This is a genomic window from Bordetella sp. FB-8, assembly GCF_000382185.1.
Taxonomy (GTDB): Bacteria; Pseudomonadota; Gammaproteobacteria; order Burkholderiales; family Burkholderiaceae_B; genus Bordetella.
On sequence record NZ_KB907784.1, the window covers coordinates 1978272 to 1999732 of the forward strand.

At 65.2% G+C, this 21461-nt stretch carries 23 protein-coding genes; 13 read left to right on the plus strand and 10 right to left on the minus strand.

The features are described 5' to 3' along the window. Positions 1–19: 19 nt before the first annotated feature. From H143_RS0109470 to ltnD, 3 genes are read right to left on the minus strand one after another with little or no spacing between them, the layout of a single operon-like run. Positions 20–670, minus strand: a complete 651-nt coding sequence (locus tag H143_RS0109470) for an aldolase (RefSeq protein WP_019938001.1) — start codon at positions 668–670, stop codon at positions 20–22. A gap of 30 nt (positions 671–700) precedes the next feature. Then, a complete protein-coding gene (gene otnK, locus H143_RS0109475; RefSeq protein ID WP_019938002.1) occupies positions 701–2011 on the minus strand; it encodes a 3-oxo-tetronate kinase in 1311 nt (436 codons plus the stop codon). Positions 2012–2025: 14 nt separating this feature from the next. Then, entirely contained in the window at positions 2026–2928 is a 903-nt protein-coding gene (gene ltnD, locus H143_RS0109480) for an L-threonate dehydrogenase (protein ID WP_019938003.1), read from the minus strand. 115 nt (positions 2929–3043) lie between these two features. Here ltnD and H143_RS0109485 point away from each other — a divergent pair, with 115 nt between their 5' ends. Beyond that, entirely contained in the window at positions 3044–3433 is a 390-nt protein-coding gene (locus H143_RS0109485; protein WP_019938004.1) for an MOSC N-terminal beta barrel domain-containing protein, read from the plus strand. A gap of 45 nt (positions 3434–3478) precedes the next feature. Here the strand turns inward: H143_RS0109485 and coaD are convergent, their stop codons facing one another. Together coaD and rsmD are read right to left on the minus strand one after the other, a co-directional pair. Continuing rightward, positions 3479–3976 carry a pantetheine-phosphate adenylyltransferase gene (coaD, locus tag H143_RS0109490; protein ID WP_019938005.1) on the minus strand — a complete coding sequence of 166 codons (498 nt, stop codon included), beginning with the start codon at positions 3974–3976 and terminating at the stop codon, positions 3479–3481. Positions 3977–4061: 85 nt separating this feature from the next. Then, a complete protein-coding gene (rsmD, locus tag H143_RS0109495) occupies positions 4062–4631 on the minus strand; it encodes a 16S rRNA (guanine(966)-N(2))-methyltransferase RsmD (protein ID WP_019938006.1) in 570 nt (189 codons plus the stop codon). A 192-nt stretch (positions 4632–4823) separates the two neighbouring features. Here rsmD and ftsY point away from each other — a divergent pair, with 192 nt between their 5' ends. Further along, positions 4824–5885 carry a signal recognition particle-docking protein FtsY gene (ftsY, locus tag H143_RS0109500; protein WP_019938007.1) on the plus strand — a complete coding sequence of 354 codons (1062 nt, stop codon included), beginning with the start codon at positions 4824–4826 and terminating at the stop codon, positions 5883–5885. 45 nt (positions 5886–5930) lie between these two features. Here the strand turns inward: ftsY and H143_RS0109505 are convergent, their stop codons facing one another. Then, positions 5931–7508 (minus strand): CYTH and CHAD domain-containing protein, encoded by a 1578-nt coding sequence (locus tag H143_RS0109505; protein WP_026349883.1) that lies wholly within the window; start codon positions 7506–7508, stop codon positions 5931–5933. Between the two features lie 200 nt (positions 7509–7708). On the opposite strand from H143_RS0109505, the gene ribBA reads away from it, so the two are divergent. From ribBA to H143_RS0109535, 6 genes are all read left to right on the plus strand, one after another. Next, positions 7709–8875: a bifunctional 3,4-dihydroxy-2-butanone-4-phosphate synthase/GTP cyclohydrolase II gene (gene ribBA / locus H143_RS0109510; RefSeq protein WP_026349884.1), complete on the plus strand. Its 1167-nt coding sequence runs from the start codon at positions 7709–7711 to the stop codon at positions 8873–8875. Positions 8876–8891: 16 nt separating this feature from the next. Further along, positions 8892–9404 carry a 6,7-dimethyl-8-ribityllumazine synthase gene (gene ribH / locus H143_RS0109515; RefSeq protein ID WP_019938010.1) on the plus strand — a complete coding sequence of 171 codons (513 nt, stop codon included), beginning with the start codon at positions 8892–8894 and terminating at the stop codon, positions 9402–9404. Then, complete coding sequence (gene nusB / locus H143_RS0109520) at positions 9379–9876, plus strand: transcription antitermination factor NusB (RefSeq protein ID WP_019938011.1); 498 nt, start codon at positions 9379–9381, stop codon at positions 9874–9876. Before ribH ends, nusB begins: the two co-directional genes overlap by 26 nt. 305 nt (positions 9877–10181) lie before the next feature. Then, complete coding sequence (gene thiL / locus H143_RS0109525) at positions 10182–11141, plus strand: thiamine-phosphate kinase (protein ID WP_019938012.1); 960 nt, start codon at positions 10182–10184, stop codon at positions 11139–11141. A gap of 108 nt (positions 11142–11249) precedes the next feature. Continuing rightward, positions 11250–11759 (plus strand): phosphatidylglycerophosphatase A, encoded by a 510-nt coding sequence (locus H143_RS0109530; protein WP_026349885.1) that lies wholly within the window; start codon positions 11250–11252, stop codon positions 11757–11759. Beyond that, positions 11756–12292, plus strand: coding sequence for a CinA family protein (locus H143_RS0109535; protein WP_019938014.1), 537 nt, complete (start codon positions 11756–11758; stop codon positions 12290–12292). The genes H143_RS0109530 and H143_RS0109535 overlap by 4 nt, the downstream gene beginning before the upstream one ends. A gap of 21 nt (positions 12293–12313) precedes the next feature. On the opposite strand, the gene pyrF is transcribed toward H143_RS0109535, so the two are convergent. Genes pyrF through H143_RS0109555 form a run of 4 tightly spaced genes read right to left on the minus strand, consistent with a single transcriptional unit; the run spans position 12314 to position 16446 of the window. Beyond that, positions 12314–13132, minus strand: coding sequence for an orotidine-5'-phosphate decarboxylase (gene pyrF / locus H143_RS0109540; RefSeq protein WP_019938015.1), 819 nt, complete (start codon positions 13130–13132; stop codon positions 12314–12316). A gap of 27 nt (positions 13133–13159) precedes the next feature. Then, on the minus strand, positions 13160–14476 hold the full coding sequence (locus H143_RS0109545) for an NAD(P)/FAD-dependent oxidoreductase (protein ID WP_019938016.1): 1317 nt from the start codon (positions 14474–14476) through the stop codon (positions 13160–13162). A gap of 55 nt (positions 14477–14531) precedes the next feature. Beyond that, on the minus strand, positions 14532–15446 hold the full coding sequence (locus H143_RS20350; protein WP_033365449.1) for a YihY/virulence factor BrkB family protein: 915 nt from the start codon (positions 15444–15446) through the stop codon (positions 14532–14534). A 25-nt stretch (positions 15447–15471) separates the two neighbouring features. Then, positions 15472–16446: a LysR family transcriptional regulator gene (locus H143_RS0109555; RefSeq protein ID WP_019938018.1), complete on the minus strand. Its 975-nt coding sequence runs from the start codon at positions 16444–16446 to the stop codon at positions 15472–15474. 105 nt (positions 16447–16551) lie between these two features. Here H143_RS0109555 and H143_RS0109560 point away from each other — a divergent pair, with 105 nt between their 5' ends. The 5 genes from H143_RS0109560 (at position 16552) to H143_RS0109580 (ending at position 21441) form a co-directional block, all read left to right on the plus strand. Next, positions 16552–17628 (plus strand): ABC transporter ATP-binding protein, encoded by a 1077-nt coding sequence (locus H143_RS0109560; RefSeq protein WP_019938019.1) that lies wholly within the window; start codon positions 16552–16554, stop codon positions 17626–17628. 75 nt (positions 17629–17703) lie between these two features. Next, positions 17704–18414: an HAD-IA family hydrolase gene (locus H143_RS0109565; RefSeq protein ID WP_019938020.1), complete on the plus strand. Its 711-nt coding sequence runs from the start codon at positions 17704–17706 to the stop codon at positions 18412–18414. Between the two features lie 2 nt (positions 18415–18416). Beyond that, on the plus strand, positions 18417–19751 hold the full coding sequence (locus H143_RS0109570) for an FAD-binding oxidoreductase (RefSeq protein WP_026349886.1): 1335 nt from the start codon (positions 18417–18419) through the stop codon (positions 19749–19751). Between the two features lie 20 nt (positions 19752–19771). Continuing rightward, entirely contained in the window at positions 19772–20641 is an 870-nt protein-coding gene (locus tag H143_RS0109575) for an ABC transporter permease (RefSeq protein WP_026349887.1), read from the plus strand. Then, positions 20638–21441 carry an ABC transporter permease gene (locus tag H143_RS0109580; RefSeq protein ID WP_019938023.1) on the plus strand — a complete coding sequence of 268 codons (804 nt, stop codon included), beginning with the start codon at positions 20638–20640 and terminating at the stop codon, positions 21439–21441. The genes H143_RS0109575 and H143_RS0109580 overlap by 4 nt, the downstream gene beginning before the upstream one ends. Positions 21442–21461 lie beyond the last annotated feature (20 nt).

Sequence of the window (21461 nt, forward strand, 5' to 3'; positions counted from 1 at the left end):
AGCGCCGGTGCGCGGTGGATTACCAGCGGGCCTTGAAGGCCCGCCGCAAGTCGTCGATGGCCGCCTCGTTCAGGGGGGCGGGCTTGCCCTGCAGCATCAGCCATAGCTTGGCGGTTTCTTCCAGCTCTTCCAGCGCGAAGGCGGCGCTGGAGACCGATTCATGCCACACCACCGGGCCCAGGCGTTCGAGCAGCACGCCGCGCACCTTGCCTGCCAGGGCTGCGACCTGTTCGGCCACGGCGGGCGCGCCGGGACGGTCATAGGGGATGAGCGGCACGTGGCCGACCTTCATCACGAAATAGGGGGTGAGGGGCGGCACGACGTCTTCGGGCTTCCAGACTCCTGCCAGGCTCAGCGCCACCAGGTGAGTCGAGTGCGTGTGCACCACGGCGCGCGTCGTTGCATTGTTGGCGTAGATGCCGCGGTGCAGGGCCAGGGTCTTGGATGCGCGTTCGCCCGATACTTGTGTCCCGTCGCCTGTCACTTTGGCCAATCGGGCCGGGTCGAGCCTGCCCAGGCAGGCATCGGTGGGCGTTATGAGCCAGCCGTCGGCCAGGCGGGCGCTGATGTTGCCCGACGAGCCCACGGTATAGCCGCGGTTGAACAGCGATGCACCGATGTGGCAGATTTCTTCGCGCAGGCGGTTTTCGTCGGCGGTGTGGCTATCCATGATGTGGCTCATGCGGCGTGTTCGGTCGGATCAGTGCGCGGCGCCCAGCGCGCGCAGGGCTTTCTCAAAAAAGTCCACGGTGCCGAAATTGCCCGATTTCAAGGCCAGCGCGCACAGCGGGCCGCCGTCGGCATCGACGGCCAGCGTAGCCGGCACCCCCGGGTCGATCTGCGGGCCGATGCGCAGTGCGCGCACGTCCAGGGCCTGGACGACGGCGCCCGAGGTTTCCCCGCCCGCCACCACCAGGCGGGCCACGCCGTGCGCATACAGGCGTTGGGCGACGGAGGACATGGCCTGCTCCACCAGGTGGCCGGCGCGTTCGACGCCCAACTGCGCCTGCGCGGCCTGCACCTGGTCCGGGACGGCCGTGGCGTAGATCAGCACGGCCTGGTCGGCATGCGCCTGCGCAAAGTCGATCGCCTGCTGCACGGCGTCTTCGCCCCGCGCCAAGGCCAGCGGGTCGATGCGCAGCGCAGGGCGGCGGGCGAGCCAATGCGCGACTTGGCCCTGCGTGGCCTGCGAGGCGCTGCCGGCCAGCACCACGCCGCGCGGGGGCAGCAGGTCCAGGCCGTCGAGGGCGCGCGTGGCGGCACCGTCCTCGATCAGCATGCCGGCGTTCCTGAAATTGCCCGGCAAACCCAACGCCAGGCCCGATCCGCCCGTGACCAGCGGCATGCCGGCGCAGGCTTCGCCCAGGGTGTAGAGGTCCTTGTCGGCGATGGCGTCCGCGATGGCCAGTGTGACGCCTTCCTTGCGCAGCGCCGCCATGCGCGCGCGCACGGCGACCGGGCCGCGGCCGACGTCGACGCTGCCGATCAGGCCAACCTTGCCCGAACTTTGACGCTGCAGCACGCGCACCAGATTCGCATCGCGCATGGGTGTGAGCGGATGGTTCTGCATGCCCGACTCGTTGAGCAAGGTGTCGTGCACGAACAGATGGCCGCGATAGACAGTGCGCCCGTTCTCCGGAAACGCCGGGCAGGCGATGGCCAGGTCCGCGCCCAGTGCCTTCTGCAAGGCTTCGGCCACCGGGCCGATATTGCCGGCATCGGTCGAATCGAAGGTCGAGCAGTACTTGAAGAAGAACTGCCTGCAGCCCTGTTCCCGCAGCCATTGCAGCGCGGCCAGCGACTGCGCCACGGCGTCGCTGGCGGCAAGTGTGCGCGACTTGAGGGCGACCACGACGGCATCGGCGCCGCGCACCGGCGCGGCCGGGATGCCTATCGTCTGGAGGGTGCGCATGCCTTCGCGCACCAGCATATTGGCCAGGTCGGTGGCGCCGGTGAAATCGTCGGCGATGCAGCCCAGCAGCGGCGTGTCGCGGGGCGAGTCGTGTGTCATGGTGCCTGGCGCCTTCAGTCTTTGCCGGCGGGCAGGGTGATGCCGGGGAAGATCTTGATGACGGCGCTGTCGTCCTCGCCGCCGTGGCCGCTGGCCGAGGCCTGCATGAACATCTGGTGCGCGGTGGCTGACAGCGGTAGCGGGAATTTGCTGGCGCGGGCGGTATCCAGCACCAGGCCCAGGTCTTTCACGAAGATGTCCACGGCCGACAGCGCGGTGTAGTCGCCATGCAGGATGTGGGGCACGCGGTTCTCGAACATCCACGAATTGCCCGCGCTGTGCGTGATGACGTCAAAGAGCGCTTGCGGGTCCACCCCTTCGCGCAGGCCCAGCGCCATGGCTTCGGCCGAGGCGGCGATGTGCACGCCGGCCAGCAGCTGATTGATGATCTTCACCTTGGAGCCGATGCCGTGCTCGGCGCCCAGGCGGTAGACCTTGTCGGCGATGGCGGCCAGCACGAACTCACAGGCGGCATAGGCCTCTTCGGGGCCGCAGGTCATCATGGTCATGGTGCCGGCGGTGGCCTTGAGCGCGCCGCCCGAAACCGGCGCATCGAGCATGAGCAGGCCGCGCTCGCGCAGGCGCTGGCCCAGACCCCTGGCATAGGCGGGCGCCACCGTGGCGCAGGCCAGTACCACCGAGCCGGGCTGGAGGCTATCGGCCAGACCGGGCTTGCCGTCGGCGCCGAACAGCACGGCCTCGGTCTGTTCGGCATTGACCACGATGATCACGACGGCGCTGCACTGGCGGCCCATCTCGGCCAGGTCGGCGCAGACGATGCCGCCTTCGGCGGCTATCTGGTCCAGCGCACTTTTGCGCAGGTCGAAGGCGTGCGTCTTCAGGCCGTTGCGCAGCAGCGAGCGGGCGACGCCCATGCCCATGGCGCCCAAGCCGACAATGCCTACGTTTTGTGTCATGTCTCCATCCTCGATGCGGCGTGTTCGATGCTTGTCCGGGCAGTGTACCCGAGCCTTTTTGGCTGGATGCTTTGCTACCATTCGGGCTGCAATTTCCCGAAACCGTGGAGCGAAGATGAGTGGATTTCAGCCGGTAGCCGAATGCGGCCTGACCCCGCAACCCGAGGCGGCGGCCTATGACAGGCGCTGGCTGGTGGCCAACGACGCGGGACAGTGGCTCAACCGCCAGCTGTTTCCCAAGCTGGCCGAGATCGCCGTGCAGTTGCGCATGGGCTATCTGGTGCTCAAGGCACCGGGTATGCTGCGCATGGATATCCCACTGGACGTGATCGAGGACGACGACAGCGTGCGCCATCGCATCCCGCTGGGCGCACAGGAACTGGACGTGGTGGACGAAGGCCAGTTGGCCGCGGCCTGGATGTCGAATTTCATCGGCATCCCGTGCCGCCTGTTTAAGGTGCACCCCGACATGGGCCAGGTGTACTGGCCGGATCGCCAGGCCTGACGTCCGGCTCAGGCGGGATGCGCCGGCAGGCGCGAAGAAGAAGGGTCAGTCCAGCTGTTCGCGGTGCGCCTTGGCCTTGGCCTGGAGCCAGCGCTCGACCGAGGGAAAGACGAACTTGCTGACGTCGCCGCCCAATTGGGCGATTTCGCGCACGATGGTGCCCGAGATGAACTGGTATTGGTCCGACGGCGTCATGAACAGGGTTTCGACATCGGGCAGCAGGTGGCGGTTCATGCCGGCCATCTGGAATTCGTACTCGAAGTCGGAGACGGCGCGCAGGCCGCGCACAATGACCGCGGCGCCCTGTTCGCGCACGAAATCCTTGAGCAGTCCGTCGAAGCTGCGCACCTCGACATTCGGGTAATGGCCCAGGACTTCCTTGGCGATCTCGAGGCGTTCGTCGAGGTCGAAGAAAGGCTTCTTGTTGCGACTGTGCGCAACGCCCACGACGACCCGGTCGAACAGGCCGGCGGCGCGGCGCACCAGGTCTTCGTGGCCTCGGGTGAGCGGGTCGAACGTGCCCGGATAGACAGCAGTGATCATTTGGGTGGCTCCTCGCTTTTCGTAATGGTTTGCACCATCTCTTTTACGAACCCTCGATTATTGATCTATTTTTGCATTGCAGCAATTAAGTTTGTTGCGATGCGGCAACCTGGAGCAAGTGATAGTGCACGGCGCCGGCTTTACCTTCTCTTAACAATTCAAAGCCCTCCGGGGCCACGCAGGCGGTTTCGGCTTCGACATACACCAGGCCATTTTCGGGCAGCAAGCCCGGCAGAAGGGGCCATAGCCGCGCCAGCCAGTCCTGCTTGAAGGGCGGGTCGAGCAGGACCAGGTCGTAGCGGGAGGCATCCATGCGCTGCAGCGCTTCGAGCGCGTCGCCCACGTGGATGCGCACGGCGTCGGCATGGAGCTTGTCGCGCAGGGCGCGCAGGGCCGCGGCGGCGGATTTGTCGCGTTCGACCATCTGCACCTGGGCGACGCCGCGCGAGGCGGCTTCGAAGCCCAGCGCGCCGCTGCCGGCGAACAGGTCCAGCACGCGCTTGTCGGCGAATTCGTTGTCCCAGAGGTGCGCGAGCCAGTTGAAAAGGGTCCCGCGCACGCGATCGGGGGTGGGACGCAGGCCCGGCAGGTCGGGAACGGGGATGGGGGTGCGGCGGTATTGGCCGGCGATGATGCGGAGGGTGGAGGCTGCCATGAGGGGATTTTAGGCCCGGCGTTTATTGAATTCTTGATTCGCCGGGGCTGCCCTGCGCGATTTCGATGCTCGCCGCTTGCGCGGCTGCGTTCGGACGCCCCGCGCTTCGGCTTGCTCCGGTGTTCCCGGCTTGCCGTGTCTCTCGGGGGCGTGCCGCGCCTGGGGGACCGGGGTTGCGAATATACTTTTGGGATGCTTAGTTTCTTCAAGAAAAAGCCGGTTCCCGGCGAGGCGGCGCCCGCCGAGAGTCCCGAGCCCGCGCCGCGGGTGATGGCGCCTGCGCCTGTCGTCGAATCGGTTCCCGCGCCGGTTGTCCAAGCAGTGCCCGTCGCCCAGGTCCCGAAGGCTTCGTGGTTGAGCCGGCTCAAGAAGGGTTTGTCGCGTACCGGGCAGAGCCTGGGCGGCCTCTTCGTGGGCGTCAAGGTCGACGAGAATCTGTTCGAGGAACTGGAGTCGGCGCTCATCATGGCCGATGCGGGCGTCGAGGCGACGCAGTTGCTGCTGGACGCGCTGCGCGCCCGGGTCAAGAAAGAGCGCATCGAAGACGCCGCGCAGGTCAAGACGGCCTTGCGCGAACTGCTGACCGAGCATCTGCGGCCGTTGGAAAAAGCCTTCGATGTCAAGCGCGCGCAGCCCCTGGTGGTGATGATCGCGGGCGTGAACGGCGCGGGAAAGACCACGTCCATCGGCAAGCTGGCGCACGATTTCCAGCGCCAGGGCGCCAGCGTGCTGCTGGCGGCGGGCGATACTTTTCGCGCCGCTGCGCGTGAGCAATTGGTGGAATGGGGCAGCCGCAACAACGTGGCGGTCATCGCGCAGGACGGCGGCGATCCGGCCGCGGTGGCTTTCGACGCGGTCAATGCCGGCCGCGCGCGCGGCACCGGTGTGGTGATGGTGGACACGGCGGGCCGCCTGCCTACGCAGCTGCACCTGATGGAAGAACTCAAGAAGATCCGCCGCGTGATCGGCAAGGCCGAGGCGGCCGCGCCGCATGAGGTGCTGTTGGTGATCGACGGCAACACCGGGCAAAACGCGCTGGCGCAGATTCGCGCTTTCGATGCGGCCATCGGTCTTACGGGCTTGGTGGTGACCAAGCTCGACGGCACGGCCAAGGGCGGCACGCTGGCCGCCGTGGCGGCGGGCAGCCAGGGCGTGCGTCCTATCCCGGTCTACTGGATCGGCGTGGGCGAGGGCATGGAGGACCTGCAGCCATTCGTGGCGTCGGAGTTTGCCGCGGCGCTGCTGGCCGATTGATCATCGATGCCCTGGCCACGGGTCTTTCCCGCTGGGAGCATCCGGTCAATTCCAGAACGGTTTGGTATTGGCCAGCTCCTTGAAGGCCTGTTGCGCCTGTGCGCTCAGCGCAGCCAGCCGGGCTTCGATCCAGCCCAGCGCGAACCAGGCTTGCGGGTGGGTTTCGCACTGAACCCGGTAGTAGTCCCGCGCCACGGCCAGGTCGTTGATTTCGCCAAGCACATCCTGCACTAGCGACAGCTGCTTGCGATAGACATTCAGCCGCGACGCGGGTAACAGGGATTCGGCGAAGGCCAGGCTGTAGCGCAGGCGCTTGCCGCGCTTGCGCAGGGCATGGCGCTCTTCCAGGTGCAGTTCGCCAAAGCGCAGGCCCTGCTCGACGACCTTGGCATGCCAGCCATGCAGACGCTTGGCCAGGCGCTTGGCAAGACGTTTGGGCTTAGGCGCGGCCTCGGTCTGGTCTTGCGCCTCGCCCTGGGCCGTTGCGGCAGTCTCGGCCGCGGCGGCCGGAGCCGGCGCGCGCACGTTCAGGCTCCATTCCAGCAAATCGGACAGCCACGCCTGGAACGGCTTGCCCGCGGCAATGGCCTGGGAGTCGTTCTGCGGGTCGCCATTCGATTGGGTCGGGATGACGGGCATGCCCGCCTTGAGCAGCATGGGTGCGATGGTTTCTTCGAGCACGTCTTGGTCGCGGTTGGCGCCCAGGGCGGCGAAGTGCGCGCGCAGGCCTTCGACCAGCGCGTCCGGGGGCGGCTCGATCCAGCCTTCGAACAGGCTCCAGGCCGAGCGCAGCCGGCGCATGCCTACGCGCAATTGATGCACGTGCTCGGAATTGCCGGCCGGATAGACGCCCAGCGTGTCGACCTCGGCCAGCACGGCGGCATTGCGAGTGATCTGCTCGATGCATTCCGCGGCGACGGCGGCCATGGCGGCCGGGGCCGGCATGGCCGGGCGAAGCGCGACCCCCGCCGCGCCGCGCGGTGCCCAGAAGCCAGCCACGCGCTTGGTGCGGGTTTGATCGGAATCGGCCGCCTCCAGTTGCTGCGCCAGCGTCGCCAGGGCATCGCCGCGCTCGGATTTGCTGCGCGTGTCCAGCAACAGCGCATGGCGTTGCCGCCAGCCGCGGGCCACGGTGAAGATGGCGGCGGGCCGGCCCGACATCAGTTCGAATTCCAGCTCGCAGATCGGCAGTTCCAGGGCGCCGGCGCGCAGCAGGCCGGTGTCGAAAGCCAGTTCCACGGTGCCCTGGCGGCTGCGGACCGTTCGCACCAGGCGCCGCACGTCGGTTTCATAGCGCGGACCCAGCGGGCCGCGCAGCTTGGACAGCACGGCCTCGAACGGGGTCCCGGCATAGACCGACAGATCGAGCGTCGGGTCTGGGCGGGGGTGATTGAGCTCCACCCGCGTGATGGCGTCGGCGCCGGGTGTCTTGAGCGTCTGCATCCAACGGCGCCCTTCCAGGCGCAGGCGCAGCGCGATGCGCGCGCGCGCCAGCTCGCGTTCGGGCGTGTCGAAATACAGAGCGCGCAGGGTGATGCGGCGTGCGCCGTGATCCAGGAGTTCACGCCTAATCGCCGCGGCATGGGCCGGCGACACGTGAAGTTTCAATTCTTGTTCTGACATGTGCCGTGGCGATTCGCAGACGGGAGAAGGCAACAATCTTACGGGGCTGCGCCGCTAATTTTGATGACGAGTCATAAATCGTTCATCTTTTTCGCCGGACGGGCGGGAAGCACTGTTCCACGGAGTCGGGCGGGTAAACCCGGGAAAGCGGGCCGGGCGGCGGTAAAATGGTCTTTTGCCGCTTTTTGCAGGCCTCGCCCATGTCCGTCCATTCTCTGAACGCCCCCAACCCCGCCGCCGGCGATTTCCAGATTGCCTCGGTGCCCGAGATCATCGCCGAGCTGCGCGCCGGACGCATCGTCATCCTGGTCGACGAAGAAGACCGCGAGAACGAAGGCGACCTGGTCATGGCCGCCGAATTCGTCACGCCCGACGCCATCAATTTCATGGTCACGCATGGGCGCGGCCTGGTTTGCCTGACGCTCACCGAAGAGCGCTGCCGCCAGCTCGACCTGCCCATGATGACCAGCCGCAACGGCACGCGCTACGGCACCAACTTCACGCAGTCCATCGAAGCGGCCGAGGGCGTCGAAACCGGCATCTCCGCCGCCGACCGCGCCCGCACCATCCAGGTGGCGGTGGCGCGCAACGCCAAGCCGTCCGACCTGGTGCAGCCCGGCCATATCTTCCCGGTGCGCGCGGTTCCCGGCGGGGTGTTGGTGCGCGCCGGTCACACCGAGGCCGGCTGCGATCTGACCCGCATGGCGGGTCTGACGCCCGCGGCGGTGATCTGCGAGATCCTCAAGCCCGACGGCACCATGGCGCGCCTGCCTGACCTGGTGGTCTTCGCGCGCGAGCATGGCCTGAAGATCGGCACCATCGCCTCGCTCATCCAGTACCGCAGCGAGCATGAATCCATCGTGCAGCGCGTGGGCGAGCGCGTCATGCACACGCCCTGGGGCCAGTTCCGCGCCGTGGCCTACCGCGACGACGCCTCCGGCTCGCCGCACCTGGCGCTGGTGCATGGCGCCATCGATCCCGAGCGTGAAACCCTGGTGCGCGTGCATGAACCGGCCACGCTGCTCGACGTGCTGGACGCGGGGCAGGGCGCGCACAGTTGGACGGTCGCCCGGGCGCTGGGCACCATCGCCGCTTCGCCGGCCGGCGTGATGGTGCTGATGAACTGCCAGGCTTCCACCGAGCCTCTTTTCAGCCAGATCAGCGGCTGGACCGATCCGGCCGCGGTGCCGCCGCCTTCGGACGGCGAGCGGTTCGGCCTGCGTACCTACGGCATCGGCGCGCAGATCCTGCGCGACCTGAACGTCGGACGCATGCGCCTCTTGGCGCGCGAACGTAAGATGCCCAGCATGGCGGGTTTCTCGCTCACCATTACGGGTTACGATTGCCCTCCCTGCGTCAACCCCTGAAACAAGGCCTAAAGCTATGAACCCCTACGTTCTCACACCGGATCTCAACGGCGAAGGCCTGCATATCGGCATCGTCCGCGCTCGCTTCAACGAAGAAATCGGCCAGGCCGAACTGGAAGCCTGTCTCCAAGAGCTGGCCAAGCTGGGCGTGGACGAGCGCGATGTCATGATCGCCAGCGTTCCCGGCGCACTCGAGCTGGGCGTGGCCCTCTCGCACATGGCCGAGACGTTCGAGTTCGACGCGCTGATCGCGCTGGGCGCGGTGATCCGCGGCGAAACCTACCATTTCGAGTTGGTCAGCAATGAAATGGCCACCGCCATCAACCGCATCTCGCTGGAAACCGGCATTCCCGTGGCCAACGGCGTGCTGACGGTCGATACCGACGAACAGGCCCAGGCGCGCGCCGCGGGCAAGGGCCGCGACTGCGCCCAAGTGGCCGTGGAAATGGCCAATCTGGTCGCCGCGCTCGAGCCCGAAGAAGACGAAGACGAGGACGAAGATTTTGACGACCAAGAAGACGAGCGCTGAGACGCCCGCCCCGGGGCGCGGCAACGCCCGCAGCGCGCGCCGCCGTGCGCGCGAGTTCGCGCTGCAGGGCGTATACGCCTGGCTGCTGCGTGGGGGCGCGGGCACGCAGGACGCTGGCGAGATCGATGCGCATCTGCGCGACGACGAGGATTTTTCCGAGGCCGACGCGCAGTGGTTCAAGACGTTGCTGCACGGCGTGTTGCAGGAGGCGCCCAGCCTGCGCGAGCGTTTCACGCCCTATGTCGACCGGCCTCTGGCCGAGCTTTCGCCGGTGGAGCACGGGATCCTGCTGATCGGCAGCTACGAGCTGGTCCATCACATCGAAGTGCCCTACAAGGTCGCCATCAACGAGGCCGTGGAACTGGCCAAGTCGTTCGGCGGCACCGACGGCTTCAAGTTCGTCAACGGCGTGCTGGACAAGCTGGCCGCCGATGTGCGTTGCGCGGAAGTGCAGGCGGCTCAGCGGCGTTGATGCCGTCGTGAATGTGCGGGTGTATTTTTGAGGGACTGCGACTCTGTCGCATCGCGCCGGCCCGGTGGCGCACGCCTGTCGCAGGCTGCCAGTCTGAGCAAAATCGGCGGGAGCTTTCCGGATGTGCTGTCTGAGCGAAGCGAGTTCGCTTCCAGCCCGCCGATTTTTCTCAGACGAAGGCCGAGGCTCCGTCCAGGGGCCGAGTCAGCCGACCAGGCCGTGCGCCACCGGGCCGGCGCGACGCGACAGACGGCGGCGACCGGCGCGGTATTCAGAACTCAACGCGTTTTGCTGCTCTAACTGCCATGGCATCCGAGTTCGACCTGATCGCGAAGCACTTTACCCGTCCAGCCGCGCCGGGCCAACTGGGCGTGGGTGATGACTGCGCGCTGTTCGTAGTTCCCTCGGGCCATCACGTCGCCACCAGCACCGACCTGCTGGTCGAGGGCCGGCATTTTTTTCCCGACGTCGATCCGCAAGCCCTGGGCCACAAGACCCTGGCCGTCAATCTTTCGGACCTGGCGGCCATGGGCGCGCAGCCCCTGGGGTGCCTGCTGGGCCTGGCTCTGCCGCGCGCTGACGATGCCTGGCTGGCTGCTTTTGCGCGCGGTTTCCATGAGCTGGCCGACGCGGCGGGCTGCCCCTTGATCGGCGGAGATACCACGCGCAGTCCCTCCCTGCTCGTGCTCAGCGTGACGGTGTTCGGCGTCCTGAAGCCCAGCGAGGCCTTGCGGCGCGATGCCGCCTGCGTGGGCGACGAGATCTGGGTGTCGGGAGAGATTGGCGCCGCGGACGTGGCCTATCGCCTGCTCGATGGCCAACTGCCTGCCGATGCGCAGCGCCTGTCCGCCGTGCGCCGCGCGCTCGAATGGCCCACGCCCAGGCTGGCGCTGGGGCGCGCCCTGGCCGGCCTGGCCCACGCCGCGATCGATATTTCCGACGGGCTGCTGCAGGATCTGGGTCATATTCTGGACCGCAGCAAGGTCGGCGCCGCGCTGCGCTACAGCGCCTTGCCCGCTTCGTCCGGGCTCGAAGGCCTGGACGAAGCGGTGCGCCGCCGCGCCCTGCTGGGTGGTGGCGATGTCTACGAACTGTGCTTTACCGCCGCCCCCGCCGATCACGCGCGGATACTGCAGGTTGCCGCAACAACGGGCGTGCGCGTGAGCTGCGTGGGCAGCATTACCGAGCGTGGCGGGTTGATCGTGCTTGACGATAGGGGGCGGCCTTTGCCAGACTTGCCCCAAGGGTTCGACCACTTTGCCTGAGGCGGCTCGTCACGCGAACCCTCGAGTCCAGTCCCTACGGCAGCCATTTTCCATTCCATGTCCGAACAACGCCCCGATCCCCTGACGCCCGTTCCGATCTCGCCCTCGATGCGCGACCGCGCCAGGGTCGCTTTTCCCACTTGGCGCTGGACCTGTGCGCGGCTCTACCGCCTGGTAGCCTTCGGCTTTTGCAGCGGTCTGCTGCGGCCCGGATCGGGCACCTGGGGCACTTTGCTGGCCTGGCCGCTGTGGCGGCTGTTCGCGCCGCACATCGTTTCCGACCGCGCTATGGGCGTGCTGCTGTTGCTGTTCTTCGCCTACGGCTGCTGGGCCTGTTCGCGGGCCGGCGACGAGCTGGACCAGCCCGACCATGTGGGCATGGTCTGGGACGAAATGGTGGCCTTCTGGATTGTGCTGTGGCTGGTGCCGCCCTCGCTGGGCGCGCAGGCCCTGGCTTTCGTGTTGTTTCGCCTCTTCGACACCGTCAAGCCGCCGCCCATTCGCTATTTCGACGCGCGCCTCAAAGGCGGCTTCGGCGTGATGTGGGACGACATCCTGGCCGCCGCCTACACCCTGCTGGTGATGGCGCTGGCCGTGCGCTTTGGAGTCATCGCATGAGTACCCCCGCATCGCTGATCCTGCCCACCCTACAAGGCCTGGCCGAACGGCTGGGCGCGGTCCTGCTGGAACAGGGCCGGATGATGGGCACAGCGGAATCCTGCACCGGCGGTCTGCTGGCGGGCGCCATCACGTCGGTGGCCGGGTCCAGCAGCTGGTTCGAGCGCGGATACGTCACCTACACCAACGAGGCCAAGACGCAGGAGCTGGACGTCTCCGAGGACGTGCTGTCGCACTATGGCGCGGTGAGTGAGCCGGTAGCGCTGGAAATGGCGGGCGGTGTACTGCTGGCCGTCGAGCGCGCTCAGGTCGCGGTCTCGACCACGGGCATTGCCGGTCCGGGCGGCGCCACGCTGGGCAAGCCGGTCGGCATGGTGTGTTTCGGCTTTGCGCTGCGCACCGGCGGGGGCATCGTCACCCGTGCCGCCACGCATATTTTCCCGGGCGACCGTACCCAGGTGCGCCACGGCGCGGTGGAGTTTGCGCTGCGTGGCGTGCTCGACATGCTGGGCGCGCCGACGCAGCGCAGCTGAGAGCGGATCGCGCGGGTTCGGTCAGCGCGCTGCGTTGATCGCCTCGCGCAGGTTCCTGGCGGCCGCGGCGGCCGCTACGCGCCAATCCTCGTCCTGGCTGGCGTAGATAATGCTGCGCGAGGAGTTGATCATCATGCCGGTGCCGGCGCTGTTGCGCCCCGATTGCACCGTGGCCTGCACGTCACCGCCCTGCGCGCCGATGCCCGGTACCAGCAGCGGCACCGCGTCGCCGACCCGCTCGCGCACCGCCGCCAACTCCTTGGGGAAGGTCGCGCCCACCACCAGGCCGCATTGCCCATTCTTGTTCCATGTGTCGGCCACCAGGCCGGCCACGTGCAGGTACAGTGGCTGGCCGTCGGCCATCTGCAGGAACTGCAGGTCGGAGCCGCCGGGATTGGATGTGCGGCACAGCACGATGATGCCGCGATCCTTCCAGGCCAGATAAGGTTCGACCGAATCCAGGCCCATATACGGGTTGACCGTCACCGCGTCGGCCTGATAGCGCTCGTAGGCTTCGCGCGCGTAGTTCTCGGCCGTGGAGCCGATGTCGCCGCGCTTGGCGTCGAGCACCAGCGGCAGGTCGGGATGGGCACCCCGGATGTGGCGGCACAGCGCTTCGAGCTGATCTTCGGCGCGGTGCGCGGCGAAGTAGGCGATCTGCGGCTTGAAGCTGCTGGCATAAGGCGCCGTGGCGTCGACGATGCCGCGGCAGAATTCGAAAATGGCATCGGGCCGGCCCCGCAGCTCGGCGGGAAAGCGCTGCGGATCGGGGTCCAGGCCCACCTGCAGCAGCGAGCCGCTGGCGGCCCAGGCGTTTTGGAGTTTTTTCAGGAACGTCATCGGGGAAAGGCTTAGCGTGAACAGGCCTTAATGCAGCTTGACGCGGGGCTGCGTGCGCCGCATCAGCAAGCGCGCCAGTGCCAGCGCGGCCGTGCGCCAGAATCCGAGCACCGCGCGGTGGTGCATCAGGTGCAGGCTCATGTACATCCAGCGCGCCAGTGTACCGCTTACGAAAAGCCCTCGCCCGCTGAGCTTGCCCATCAGGCTGCCCACGCCGGCTTCGCGGCCCAGCGACACCAGGGAGCCGTTGTCGCGGTAGGCATAGGGCTGGTCCTTCTCATCCAGGCCCTGCACGCGGGCCAGGATCCTGCCGGCCAGGTAGTCGGCCTGCTGGTGCGCGGCCTGCGCCCGGGCCGGCACGTTCCTGCCTTGCGTCCAGGGCGCCGCGCAGCAGTCGCCCAGCGCCAGGATATGCGGATCGGGGCTTTCCAGCCGGTCGTTGACCTCGATCTGGCCAAGGCGGTTCAGTGGCAGGCCCAGGCTGGCCAGCACCGGCGGCCCCTGGATGCCCGCGGCCCACACGCACAGATCGGCGGGAAAGCTCCGGCCGTCGGCGGTGCGCACTTGGTCGGGTGTTATTTGCGCGACCCGGCACTGAGTCTCGACCTGGATGCCCAGCGAGGCCAGCCGGGCGTGGGCTGCACGCGAAATCTTTTCCGACAAAGGCGACAGGATGCGTGGGGCGCCTTCGACCAGGGTGATCGCCAGGTCCCTCTCGGGCTCGAAGTTTCTCAGCCCATAGGCGCTGATTACATGGCTGGCCTCGCGCAGTTCCACGGCCAGCTCCACCCCCGTGGCGCCTCCGCCCACGATGACCAGACGCAGGCGGGCCTGCGGATCGTGTTCCCTGGCTTGGTTGACCAGCGCCATGTTCTTGAGCATGTTCAGGCGGAAGGCCTCGGCCGCGTCGGTGGAATCGAGTGTGACGGCGTATTGCTCGGCGCCTGGGGTATTGAAGAAATTGGAGATGCTGCCCAGGGCCAGCACCAGGGTGTCATAGTGCAGTTCGCGTTCGGGCAGCACGGTCTGGCCGGCGGCATCCAAGACCTTGCCCACGCGGATCGCGCGCCGTTCGCGGTCCACGGCCAGCAGTTCGCCCCGGGCGAAGGTAAATCCGCGCATGTGCGCCAGCATCAGGTACGAGAGGCCTTCCTGGTGTATGTCCAGGGTGCCGGCGGCCACCTCGTGCAGCGACGGCTTCCAGATGTGGAAAGGGCGGCTGTCGACCAGCGTGACCTTGTCCTGGCCCAGCACATGGCCGAGCTGCGCGGCCAGCTCCAGTCCGCCCGCGCCGCCGCCCACGATCACGATGCGGGGCGTGGCCGATGAGATGGGGGAATCCATGTTCTCTCCTCAATGCATTCGGCGCGCGGCGCATGCACGCGCGGGGACGGAAGGGTCAGGGCTGCATGGTTGCCTGCGGGCCGTATTGCTCGCGGAAGGGCCGGCTGAAGCGCAAGGCGAATTGGCGCGTGAACACCGCACCGAAGAAGAAGATCTGCGCCGAGTAGTAGATCCACAGCATCAGCGCGATCAGCGAGCCCGCCGCGCCGTAGGCCGACACGGTGCCGCCCTGGCTCAGGTAGAAGCCGATGCCCCACTTGCCCACCAGAAAGAGCGCGGCCGTGACGATGGCGCCGGGAATCACGTCCACCCAGGCAATCTGCAGGCTGGGCAGCAACTTGAACACCACGGCAAAGAGGGCCGTGACCAGGCCGAACGAGAAAATGTTCGACACCCATCTGGCCATCATCACCAGGGTTTCCTGACTCCACATATTGCCGTAATAGCGCTGCGCCGCGCCCAGCGCCCCGTTCAGCGCCAGCGACAGCAGCAGAAATATCGCCAGCACCAGCACCAGGCCGAACGAGGCCATCCGGCTTTGCACCATGCCGCGCAGCGCGTTCTTGGCCTTGTACTTCACTTCCCACAGCTCATCCAGGCTGGCCTTGAGTTCCGTGAAGGCGGTTGTGGCGGAAAACAGCAGCACGCAGATCGACAGCAGGGCGGCGATCCAGCCGTTGTTGGATTCGTGTGCGCTGGCCAGCACGGTCTGGATGATGTCCGCGCCGCGCTGGCCCATGAGGCCGCGCACCTGCTCGAACAGCTCGGAGCGCACCGCCGCTTCGCCGAAAAAAAAGCCGGCCACGGCGATGACCAGAATCAGCATGGGGGCCAGCGAGAAGACCATGTACAGCGCCAGCGCAGCGCCCTTGCTGGCGGCGCGGTGGCGTACCCATTCGCGCGCGCAGTCGGCCATCATTGCCCCGAGCTCGGAGAGACGGGGTAGGCGAAAGTGCGACATGGCGGACATGGGTCGGTCTCTCGTTGGAATCAAGCTAAGTCTGTGTGGTATCGCGGTGCCTGGTCAGCGCCTCGGACAGGCCGAGTGAGGGATAGACTTGATTGACCGCAGCCAGGTCTGCATGTATCTCGGCGATCAGCCAGTCGCGCAGGTCCGCGACTATCGGGCGCAGCGGCCGATCGTGCCCCCACGAAAGGCAGCATACCCGGTTCGTTACGGTCAGCTCGTCTTCGACAGGAACCAGCGTCTTCTGCGTGAGCGAAGGCGCCACAATATTGAGCCAGCCAAGCGCGATTCCCTGGCCGAGCAGCGCGGCCTGAACGACGATCGCATAGTCGTTGAACCCCAAAACGCCGGCCACATGACGTTTACCGTTCGAGAACGAAGAATAACGCGTGTGCCAGCCGCGTTCTTCGTTGTCCATCACGATCACCGTGTCACCGTGCGCCCGCCACTCGTCCGTAAGTGCGAGTTCCCGATAGCGCGGATTGCAGACGGGAAGCATGATCTCGGGCATGACGGGTACGCAGTCGTCGTGCGCCTCGCCATTGCGCAGAAAACGCATTCCGAGATCGACGTTGTCCAGAGGGCCGCCGATTCGGCCGGAGATCAACTGAAAGCGCAAGTCGACCGAGGGGAACGCCTTATGCAATCTATGCATCCGCGGCATCAGCCAATGCGTAGTGAAAGCAGTCGACACGGACAACGTGATGGGTTCGACTCCCGTTTTGCGGGCCTCGATCTCATGGATCGCATCCTGGATTCCGTTGAGCCCCTCTGAAATCTTCCGGTACAGGATCCGGCCCTCGTCAGTTAGCTCGATGCCGCCGTGCACGCGTTCGAACAACTGCACGCCAATGTGATCTTCCATGCGCGCGAGCATCCTGCTCACGGCCGGCTGGCTGACATATAGCTCTTGTGCGGCGCGGGTGAAATTGCCACAGCGTGCTGCTGCCTCGAAGACAAACAGCGCATTCGCGCTCGGGAGTTTGCGGCGGAGATTGGGCATGACTTTATGTTATGCCCAATCCAATAATTTGGGAATTGCTGCCCAGCTATCCGAGGCTTATATTTTTTCCGATGAAAGTCAGGCCTGCAGGAGAGAGCGGCAGCGATGAGCGAAAAAACGAAAGCGGGTATCTCGATTCGATCGGTGGCCAAACGCTATGGCAGTATCACCGCGCTCGACGATGTTTCGCTCGACGTCGCGCAGGGCGAGTTCGTATCGCTGCTCGGTCCGTCCGGCTCAGGCAAGACGACTTTGCTCGGGATACTTGGCGGCTTTGTGCAGCCTTCCAGCGGCAGCGTCTGGATAGGCAATCGAGATATTACATTTGCACCGCCGCATAAACGCGACATCGGCATCGTATTTCAGAACTACGCCTTGTTTCCGCACATGACGGTTGGCGAGAACGTGGCCTTTCCCCTGCGCGCCAGGCGCATGCCCAAGGCAAGCTGGTCGGCCAGGGTGGCCCAGGCGCTAGCCATGGTCGAGCTGCGCGGTTACGAGGACCGCCGTATCGACGAGCTCTCCGGTGGCCAGCGCCAGCGGGTGGCGCTGGCGCGCGCCATGGTGTTCGAGCCGCAATTGATTCTGATGGACGAGCCACTGTCGGCCCTGGACAAGCAGTTGCGCGAGACGATGCAGATAGAGCTGCGACGGCTGCATCGGCGGCTCGGCGCCACCATCATCTATGTGACTCACGATCAGCGCGAAGCGCTGACCATGAGCGACCGCGTTGCCGTATTGCGAGACGGCAAGCTGATTCAGATCGATACGCCGGAGCGACTGTATGGCCGGCCGTGCAATGCCTTTGTCGCGAATTTTATAGGTGAGGCCACGCTGCTTCCGGTTACGCGCGCCGATGACAACGCGGTACGCCTGGGCGAGGCGGTGCTGCGCACCAGCGAGCCGGTGCCGCGAGCGGACAAGTTGCTGCTGGCAGTGCAGACCGAGAAGCTCGTGATCGAAACCCCTGACACGCCGCCGGATGCGAATCGCCTATCGATGCGCGTCACGGAAGTGCTGTATCAGGGCGAGAGCCTGCGCGTATTCGCAACACTGGAGGACGGCACCCCTCTTAGTCTGCGTCAACCCGGAAATTACGCGGCGCGTCAGCGAATTCCGCAGCCTGGCGCCTTGATCGACGTGGCCCTGAGTCCGCGCGACACCATTATTGTGCCGGCCTGAGCGTCATTCCGATGCCGAATGATTCCGAATCTTCAACCGATTTCTCCTGCAACTCAATCAAGGATGAGTAAAGCCATGAAGCTGACTGATTTCAAAGTGCTGACCTTCGATGTCGTCGGCACGTTGATCGACTTTGAACGTGGCGTGCTCGCATCGGTGCGCCGCCTTGGCGGGCCAGCGGCCAAAGACCTGACCGATGATCAGATCTTTCAGCCATATATGCGCGGCCGAGAAAAATTCTATGGGCGCTCGAGCCATGCGATGGCCCACGTTTACCAGTTTCTTGCCAAGGAACTGGGCCTGCCGGACGATGACCGGTCGGCCACGCTATTCCAGCGCGACGTGCTCGATTGGCCGGCGTTCGAGGATTCCGCCGCAGCCTTGAAGCGTCTGCGCAAGCATTTCCGTCTGGTCGCGATGACGAATGCGGACCGCGTCGCCTTGTCCGCTTATGCACACACGCTAGGCGACCCGTTTGACGATACCGTCTGCTGCGACGATACGGGCGTGGCCAAACCGGACCCGCAGTTCTTTGCCTACAACCGAGGCCGCCAGGCCGCCCACGGCTACAAGTTCGGCGACATCCTGCACACTGCACAGAGCCAATATCACGACATCGGAGTCGCGACCATGCTGGGCTATGCAACCAGCTGGATCGAGCGCCGCCGAGGCAAGAATGGCTTTGGGGCGACGCCGGAGCCGCAGGCCGTCACTGAGCCGACTTTCTGTTTTCCGACTCTCGGTGCCATGGCCGATGCGGTGGATATTGAGCTGGCGGCGAGCTAACAATGCCCTTTTCGCCCGCCATTGCGTCGCCACAGCCTGAGTCGCTGTGGCGTCATCTGGCCGCGCAGACCGGATCCCTGAGTACGTCGCCGGGGGCAGGTCAGCTCGAGTCCGACCTGCAGGTCGATGTGGCGATAGTCGGAGCGGGATACTCGGGATTGTGCGCGGCACACGCACTGCTGCGGCGCGGTGTTTCATGCGCAGTGTTTGACGCCAATTCGGTAGGATGGGGGGCGAGCGGGCGCAATGGCGGCGTCATATCGTCGAAGTTCCGGCCATCGTTTTCGGCAATGGCGAAAGCACACGGACTTGACATCGCAAAGCGCATGCATCGCCTTGCGCACGATAGCGTACGAACAGTAGAGGAACTGATCGACGAATACGCGATTGAAAGCGCTCAGTTCGAGCGGACAGGAAATCTGCGTTGCGCGCATACCGAGCGTGCGCTCGCAGCGATCATCGCCGAGGCGCAATGGGCGAAGTCGGCGTTGGGCGATCGGTCGATGACCGTACTGTCGCGGTCCGAGGTGGCGGCGGAGACGGGATCGGCTGGTTTCGTCGGCGGTGTTCTCAACTCCGATGCGGGAACCGTTTTCCCGCTCGAATATGTGCTTGGGATCGCCCGCGGCATCGCCGCGAAAGGCGTTCCCATCTATACGCTGACCCCTGTGACCGCGATTGAGCGCCTGCCCGGCGCGGCGGGCGTCACGCTACGAACACCGGCTGCCAAGGTGAGGGCCAGGCAGGTTATCGTCGCGACAAATGCATATTCGAGTCTTACGCCTGCAACACGGGAGATCCAGCGCGAACTGGTGCCGTTTCGCAGCGCGATGATCGCAACCGAGCGGCTTCCGATTGATCTGGACAGCAGATTGATGGCAAAGCGGCGCAGCTATACCGAGACGCGCCGGATGATGAAGTGGTTTCGGCGCGCTGATGGTCGCATGTTGTTTGGCGGCCGCGATGCGTTCGGCAAGGAAGGGCAAAGCAGCGGCTTCGACGCACTGCAACGCGCGATGGTCGAATTGTTCCCTGAACTTGCCGATGTAGGAATCGAATACCGCTGGTCGGGCTATGTCGGTATGACATTCAACGCCTTGCCGCACGTCGGACGAGCGGACGACGCGACCGTATTTTGTCTGGGCTACAACGGCGCCGGGGTGGCTATGGCTAGTCTCATCGGCCAGCATGCAGCGGCAATCGCGTTGGGCGACGCACCCGATCTCGCGTTGCTTGCACAGGATGGGTACCGGCCTGTTCCCTGCCATGTTCTGCGTGCGCCGGGCGCCAGACTTGTCGCTGCGTGGTACCAATTTCTCGATGCCATGGGGAAATGACGGGTTTCCAGGAGAACATCATGCAAGATATGTTGATCAACGCGGAAAATAGCCATCGGCGGCGCGAGGATCGCACGATGCTGCTATTGATGATGCCCGCGCTTGCGCTGGTCGTGATCTTGCTTGTCGCGCCTCTGGCCTGGCTTTCCTGGGAGTCTATCCGCGAAAGCAGCGGCTTCACGCTGCAAAATTACCGACGTATCTTCAGTGGCGCGTACCTCGATACGTTCTTGTCGACGTTCCGGATCAGCTTCATTGTCACGGGCATCACGCTGCTGCTTGGCTACCCTGTAGCCTACCTGGCCGCCTCGATACGTCCGCGGCTTGCAACGCTGGTTCTGGGCCTGGTGATGCTGCCGTTCTGGACCAGTGTCCTGGTTCGCACCTATGCCTGGCTCGTGCTTTTGCAGCGTACTGGTGTCGTGAACAAGACCTTGCTCTCGCTTGGGTGGATAGACAGGCCCTTGGCGTTGGCGAACAATCAGCTCGGCACCATCATCGCAATGATCCATATATTGCTGCCCTTCATGGTGCTGCCTCTGTACTCGGCCATGCAGAAAATTCCCGTGAATTTATCGCAGGCTGCGGCCAGTCTCGGCGCTTCGCCGCTCCATGCTTTCCGGCGCGTATTTGTGCCGTTGTCGATGGGGGGCATAGTGGCCGGAAGCACGCTCGTATTCGTGCTTTGCCTGGGTTTCTACATCACACCGGAACTCATGGGGGGGGGCAGGTCGATCATGGTGTCCATGGTCGTCAGCCAGAACGTCGAAATTTACAACAGCTGGGGCGCAGCCAGTTCGGTCAGCGTCGTGCTGCTGGTTTGCGTCTTCGCAATATTTTATGCGGCCAGCCGCGTGATTCCGCTGGACAAGACACTGGGGGCGAAATGAAACCCAACCCGCTCGCGCGCGCCATCCTGATCGCAGCGGTCGTGCTGATTCTCGCATTCCTGCTGCTTCCGGTACTGATCGTCGTGCCGCTTTCATTTTCCGATACGAGGTTCATGACATTTCCGCCGCCTGCGCTATCCCTGCGCTGGTATGAGGCGTTTTTTGGCAATCCGGAATGGCTGGCTGCTCTGCGCACCACGATGATCGCCTCTTTCAGCTCGGTCATCATCGCAACACCCTGCGGCATTGCGGCCGCATATGCCATCGAGCACGGTTCACATCCGCTGATCCGGCAGCTGAAGACGGTATTGATGCTGCCGCTGATGGTCCCCATCATCATTGTCGCCGTCGGGGTGTTCTTCGTGTATTCGCAGTTCGGCTACGTAAATACCCTCAGCGGGTTGATCGTTGCGGACGCCATGCTCGGACTGCCGTATGTGCTGATCTCTGTGGGGGCCAGCCTGCGATCGTTCGATCACGCGCAGGAAATGGCCGCGCGAAGCTTGGGGATGAACCGGTTCCGCAGCTTCATGGCAGTCACTTTGCCGCAGATCCGGTCGAGTGTGGTGTCCGGAGCGGTATTCATATTCATCCAGTCTCTTGATGAAACCGTGGTCGCGCTTTTCGTGTCCGGCGGCGACAACCAGACTTTGACGCGCAGGATGTTCATCTCGCTGCGCGACGAGATCGACCCGACAATCGCCGCGATCAGCACGATGCTCACTACCCTGACTCTCATGTTGGTTCTGCTCGTCGTAATCAGTCGCCGGGACAATGCAGCAAAGGCTGCACGTGGCTGAGACCCATACCAAGAAAACTA

Excerpts from the sequence above, each read along its gene's own strand:
- H143_RS0109560 (WP_019938019.1), top strand. The coding sequence starts at position 16,552 with ATGAGCGAAAAAACGAAAGCGGGTATCTCGATTCGATCGGTGGCCAAA.
- ltnD (WP_019938003.1), bottom strand. The coding sequence starts at position 2,928 with ATGACACAAAACGTAGGCATTGTCGGCTTGGGCGCCATGGGCATGGGC.
- H143_RS0109575 (WP_026349887.1), top strand. The coding sequence starts at position 19,772 with ATGCAAGATATGTTGATCAACGCGGAAAATAGCCATCGGCGGCGCGAG.
- coaD (WP_019938005.1), bottom strand. The coding sequence starts at position 3,976 with ATGATCACTGCTGTCTATCCGGGCACGTTCGACCCGCTCACCCGAGGC.
- otnK (WP_019938002.1), bottom strand. The coding sequence starts at position 2,011 with ATGACACACGACTCGCCCCGCGACACGCCGCTGCTGGGCTGCATCGCC.
- H143_RS0109555 (WP_019938018.1), bottom strand. The coding sequence starts at position 16,446 with ATGCCCAATCTCCGCCGCAAACTCCCGAGCGCGAATGCGCTGTTTGTC.
- H143_RS0109530 (WP_026349885.1), top strand. The coding sequence starts at position 11,250 with ATGCGCGACCGCGCCAGGGTCGCTTTTCCCACTTGGCGCTGGACCTGT.
- ribH (WP_019938010.1), top strand. The coding sequence starts at position 8,892 with ATGAACCCCTACGTTCTCACACCGGATCTCAACGGCGAAGGCCTGCAT.
- H143_RS0109535 (WP_019938014.1), top strand. The coding sequence starts at position 11,756 with ATGAGTACCCCCGCATCGCTGATCCTGCCCACCCTACAAGGCCTGGCC.
- H143_RS0109565 (WP_019938020.1), top strand. The coding sequence starts at position 17,704 with ATGAAGCTGACTGATTTCAAAGTGCTGACCTTCGATGTCGTCGGCACG.
- ribBA (WP_026349884.1), top strand. The coding sequence starts at position 7,709 with ATGTCCGTCCATTCTCTGAACGCCCCCAACCCCGCCGCCGGCGATTTC.
- H143_RS0109570 (WP_026349886.1), top strand. The coding sequence starts at position 18,417 with ATGCCCTTTTCGCCCGCCATTGCGTCGCCACAGCCTGAGTCGCTGTGG.
- H143_RS0109545 (WP_019938016.1), bottom strand. The coding sequence starts at position 14,476 with ATGGATTCCCCCATCTCATCGGCCACGCCCCGCATCGTGATCGTGGGC.
- ftsY (WP_019938007.1), top strand. The coding sequence starts at position 4,824 with ATGCTTAGTTTCTTCAAGAAAAAGCCGGTTCCCGGCGAGGCGGCGCCC.
- H143_RS20350 (WP_033365449.1), bottom strand. The coding sequence starts at position 15,446 with ATGTCCGCCATGTCGCACTTTCGCCTACCCCGTCTCTCCGAGCTCGGG.
- rsmD (WP_019938006.1), bottom strand. The coding sequence starts at position 4,631 with ATGGCAGCCTCCACCCTCCGCATCATCGCCGGCCAATACCGCCGCACC.
- H143_RS0109485 (WP_019938004.1), top strand. The coding sequence starts at position 3,044 with ATGAGTGGATTTCAGCCGGTAGCCGAATGCGGCCTGACCCCGCAACCC.
- H143_RS0109580 (WP_019938023.1), top strand. The coding sequence starts at position 20,638 with ATGAAACCCAACCCGCTCGCGCGCGCCATCCTGATCGCAGCGGTCGTG.
- thiL (WP_019938012.1), top strand. The coding sequence starts at position 10,182 with ATGGCATCCGAGTTCGACCTGATCGCGAAGCACTTTACCCGTCCAGCC.
- H143_RS0109505 (WP_026349883.1), bottom strand. The coding sequence starts at position 7,508 with ATGTCAGAACAAGAATTGAAACTTCACGTGTCGCCGGCCCATGCCGCG.
- pyrF (WP_019938015.1), bottom strand. The coding sequence starts at position 13,132 with ATGACGTTCCTGAAAAAACTCCAAAACGCCTGGGCCGCCAGCGGCTCG.
- H143_RS0109470 (WP_019938001.1), bottom strand. The coding sequence starts at position 670 with ATGGATAGCCACACCGCCGACGAAAACCGCCTGCGCGAAGAAATCTGC.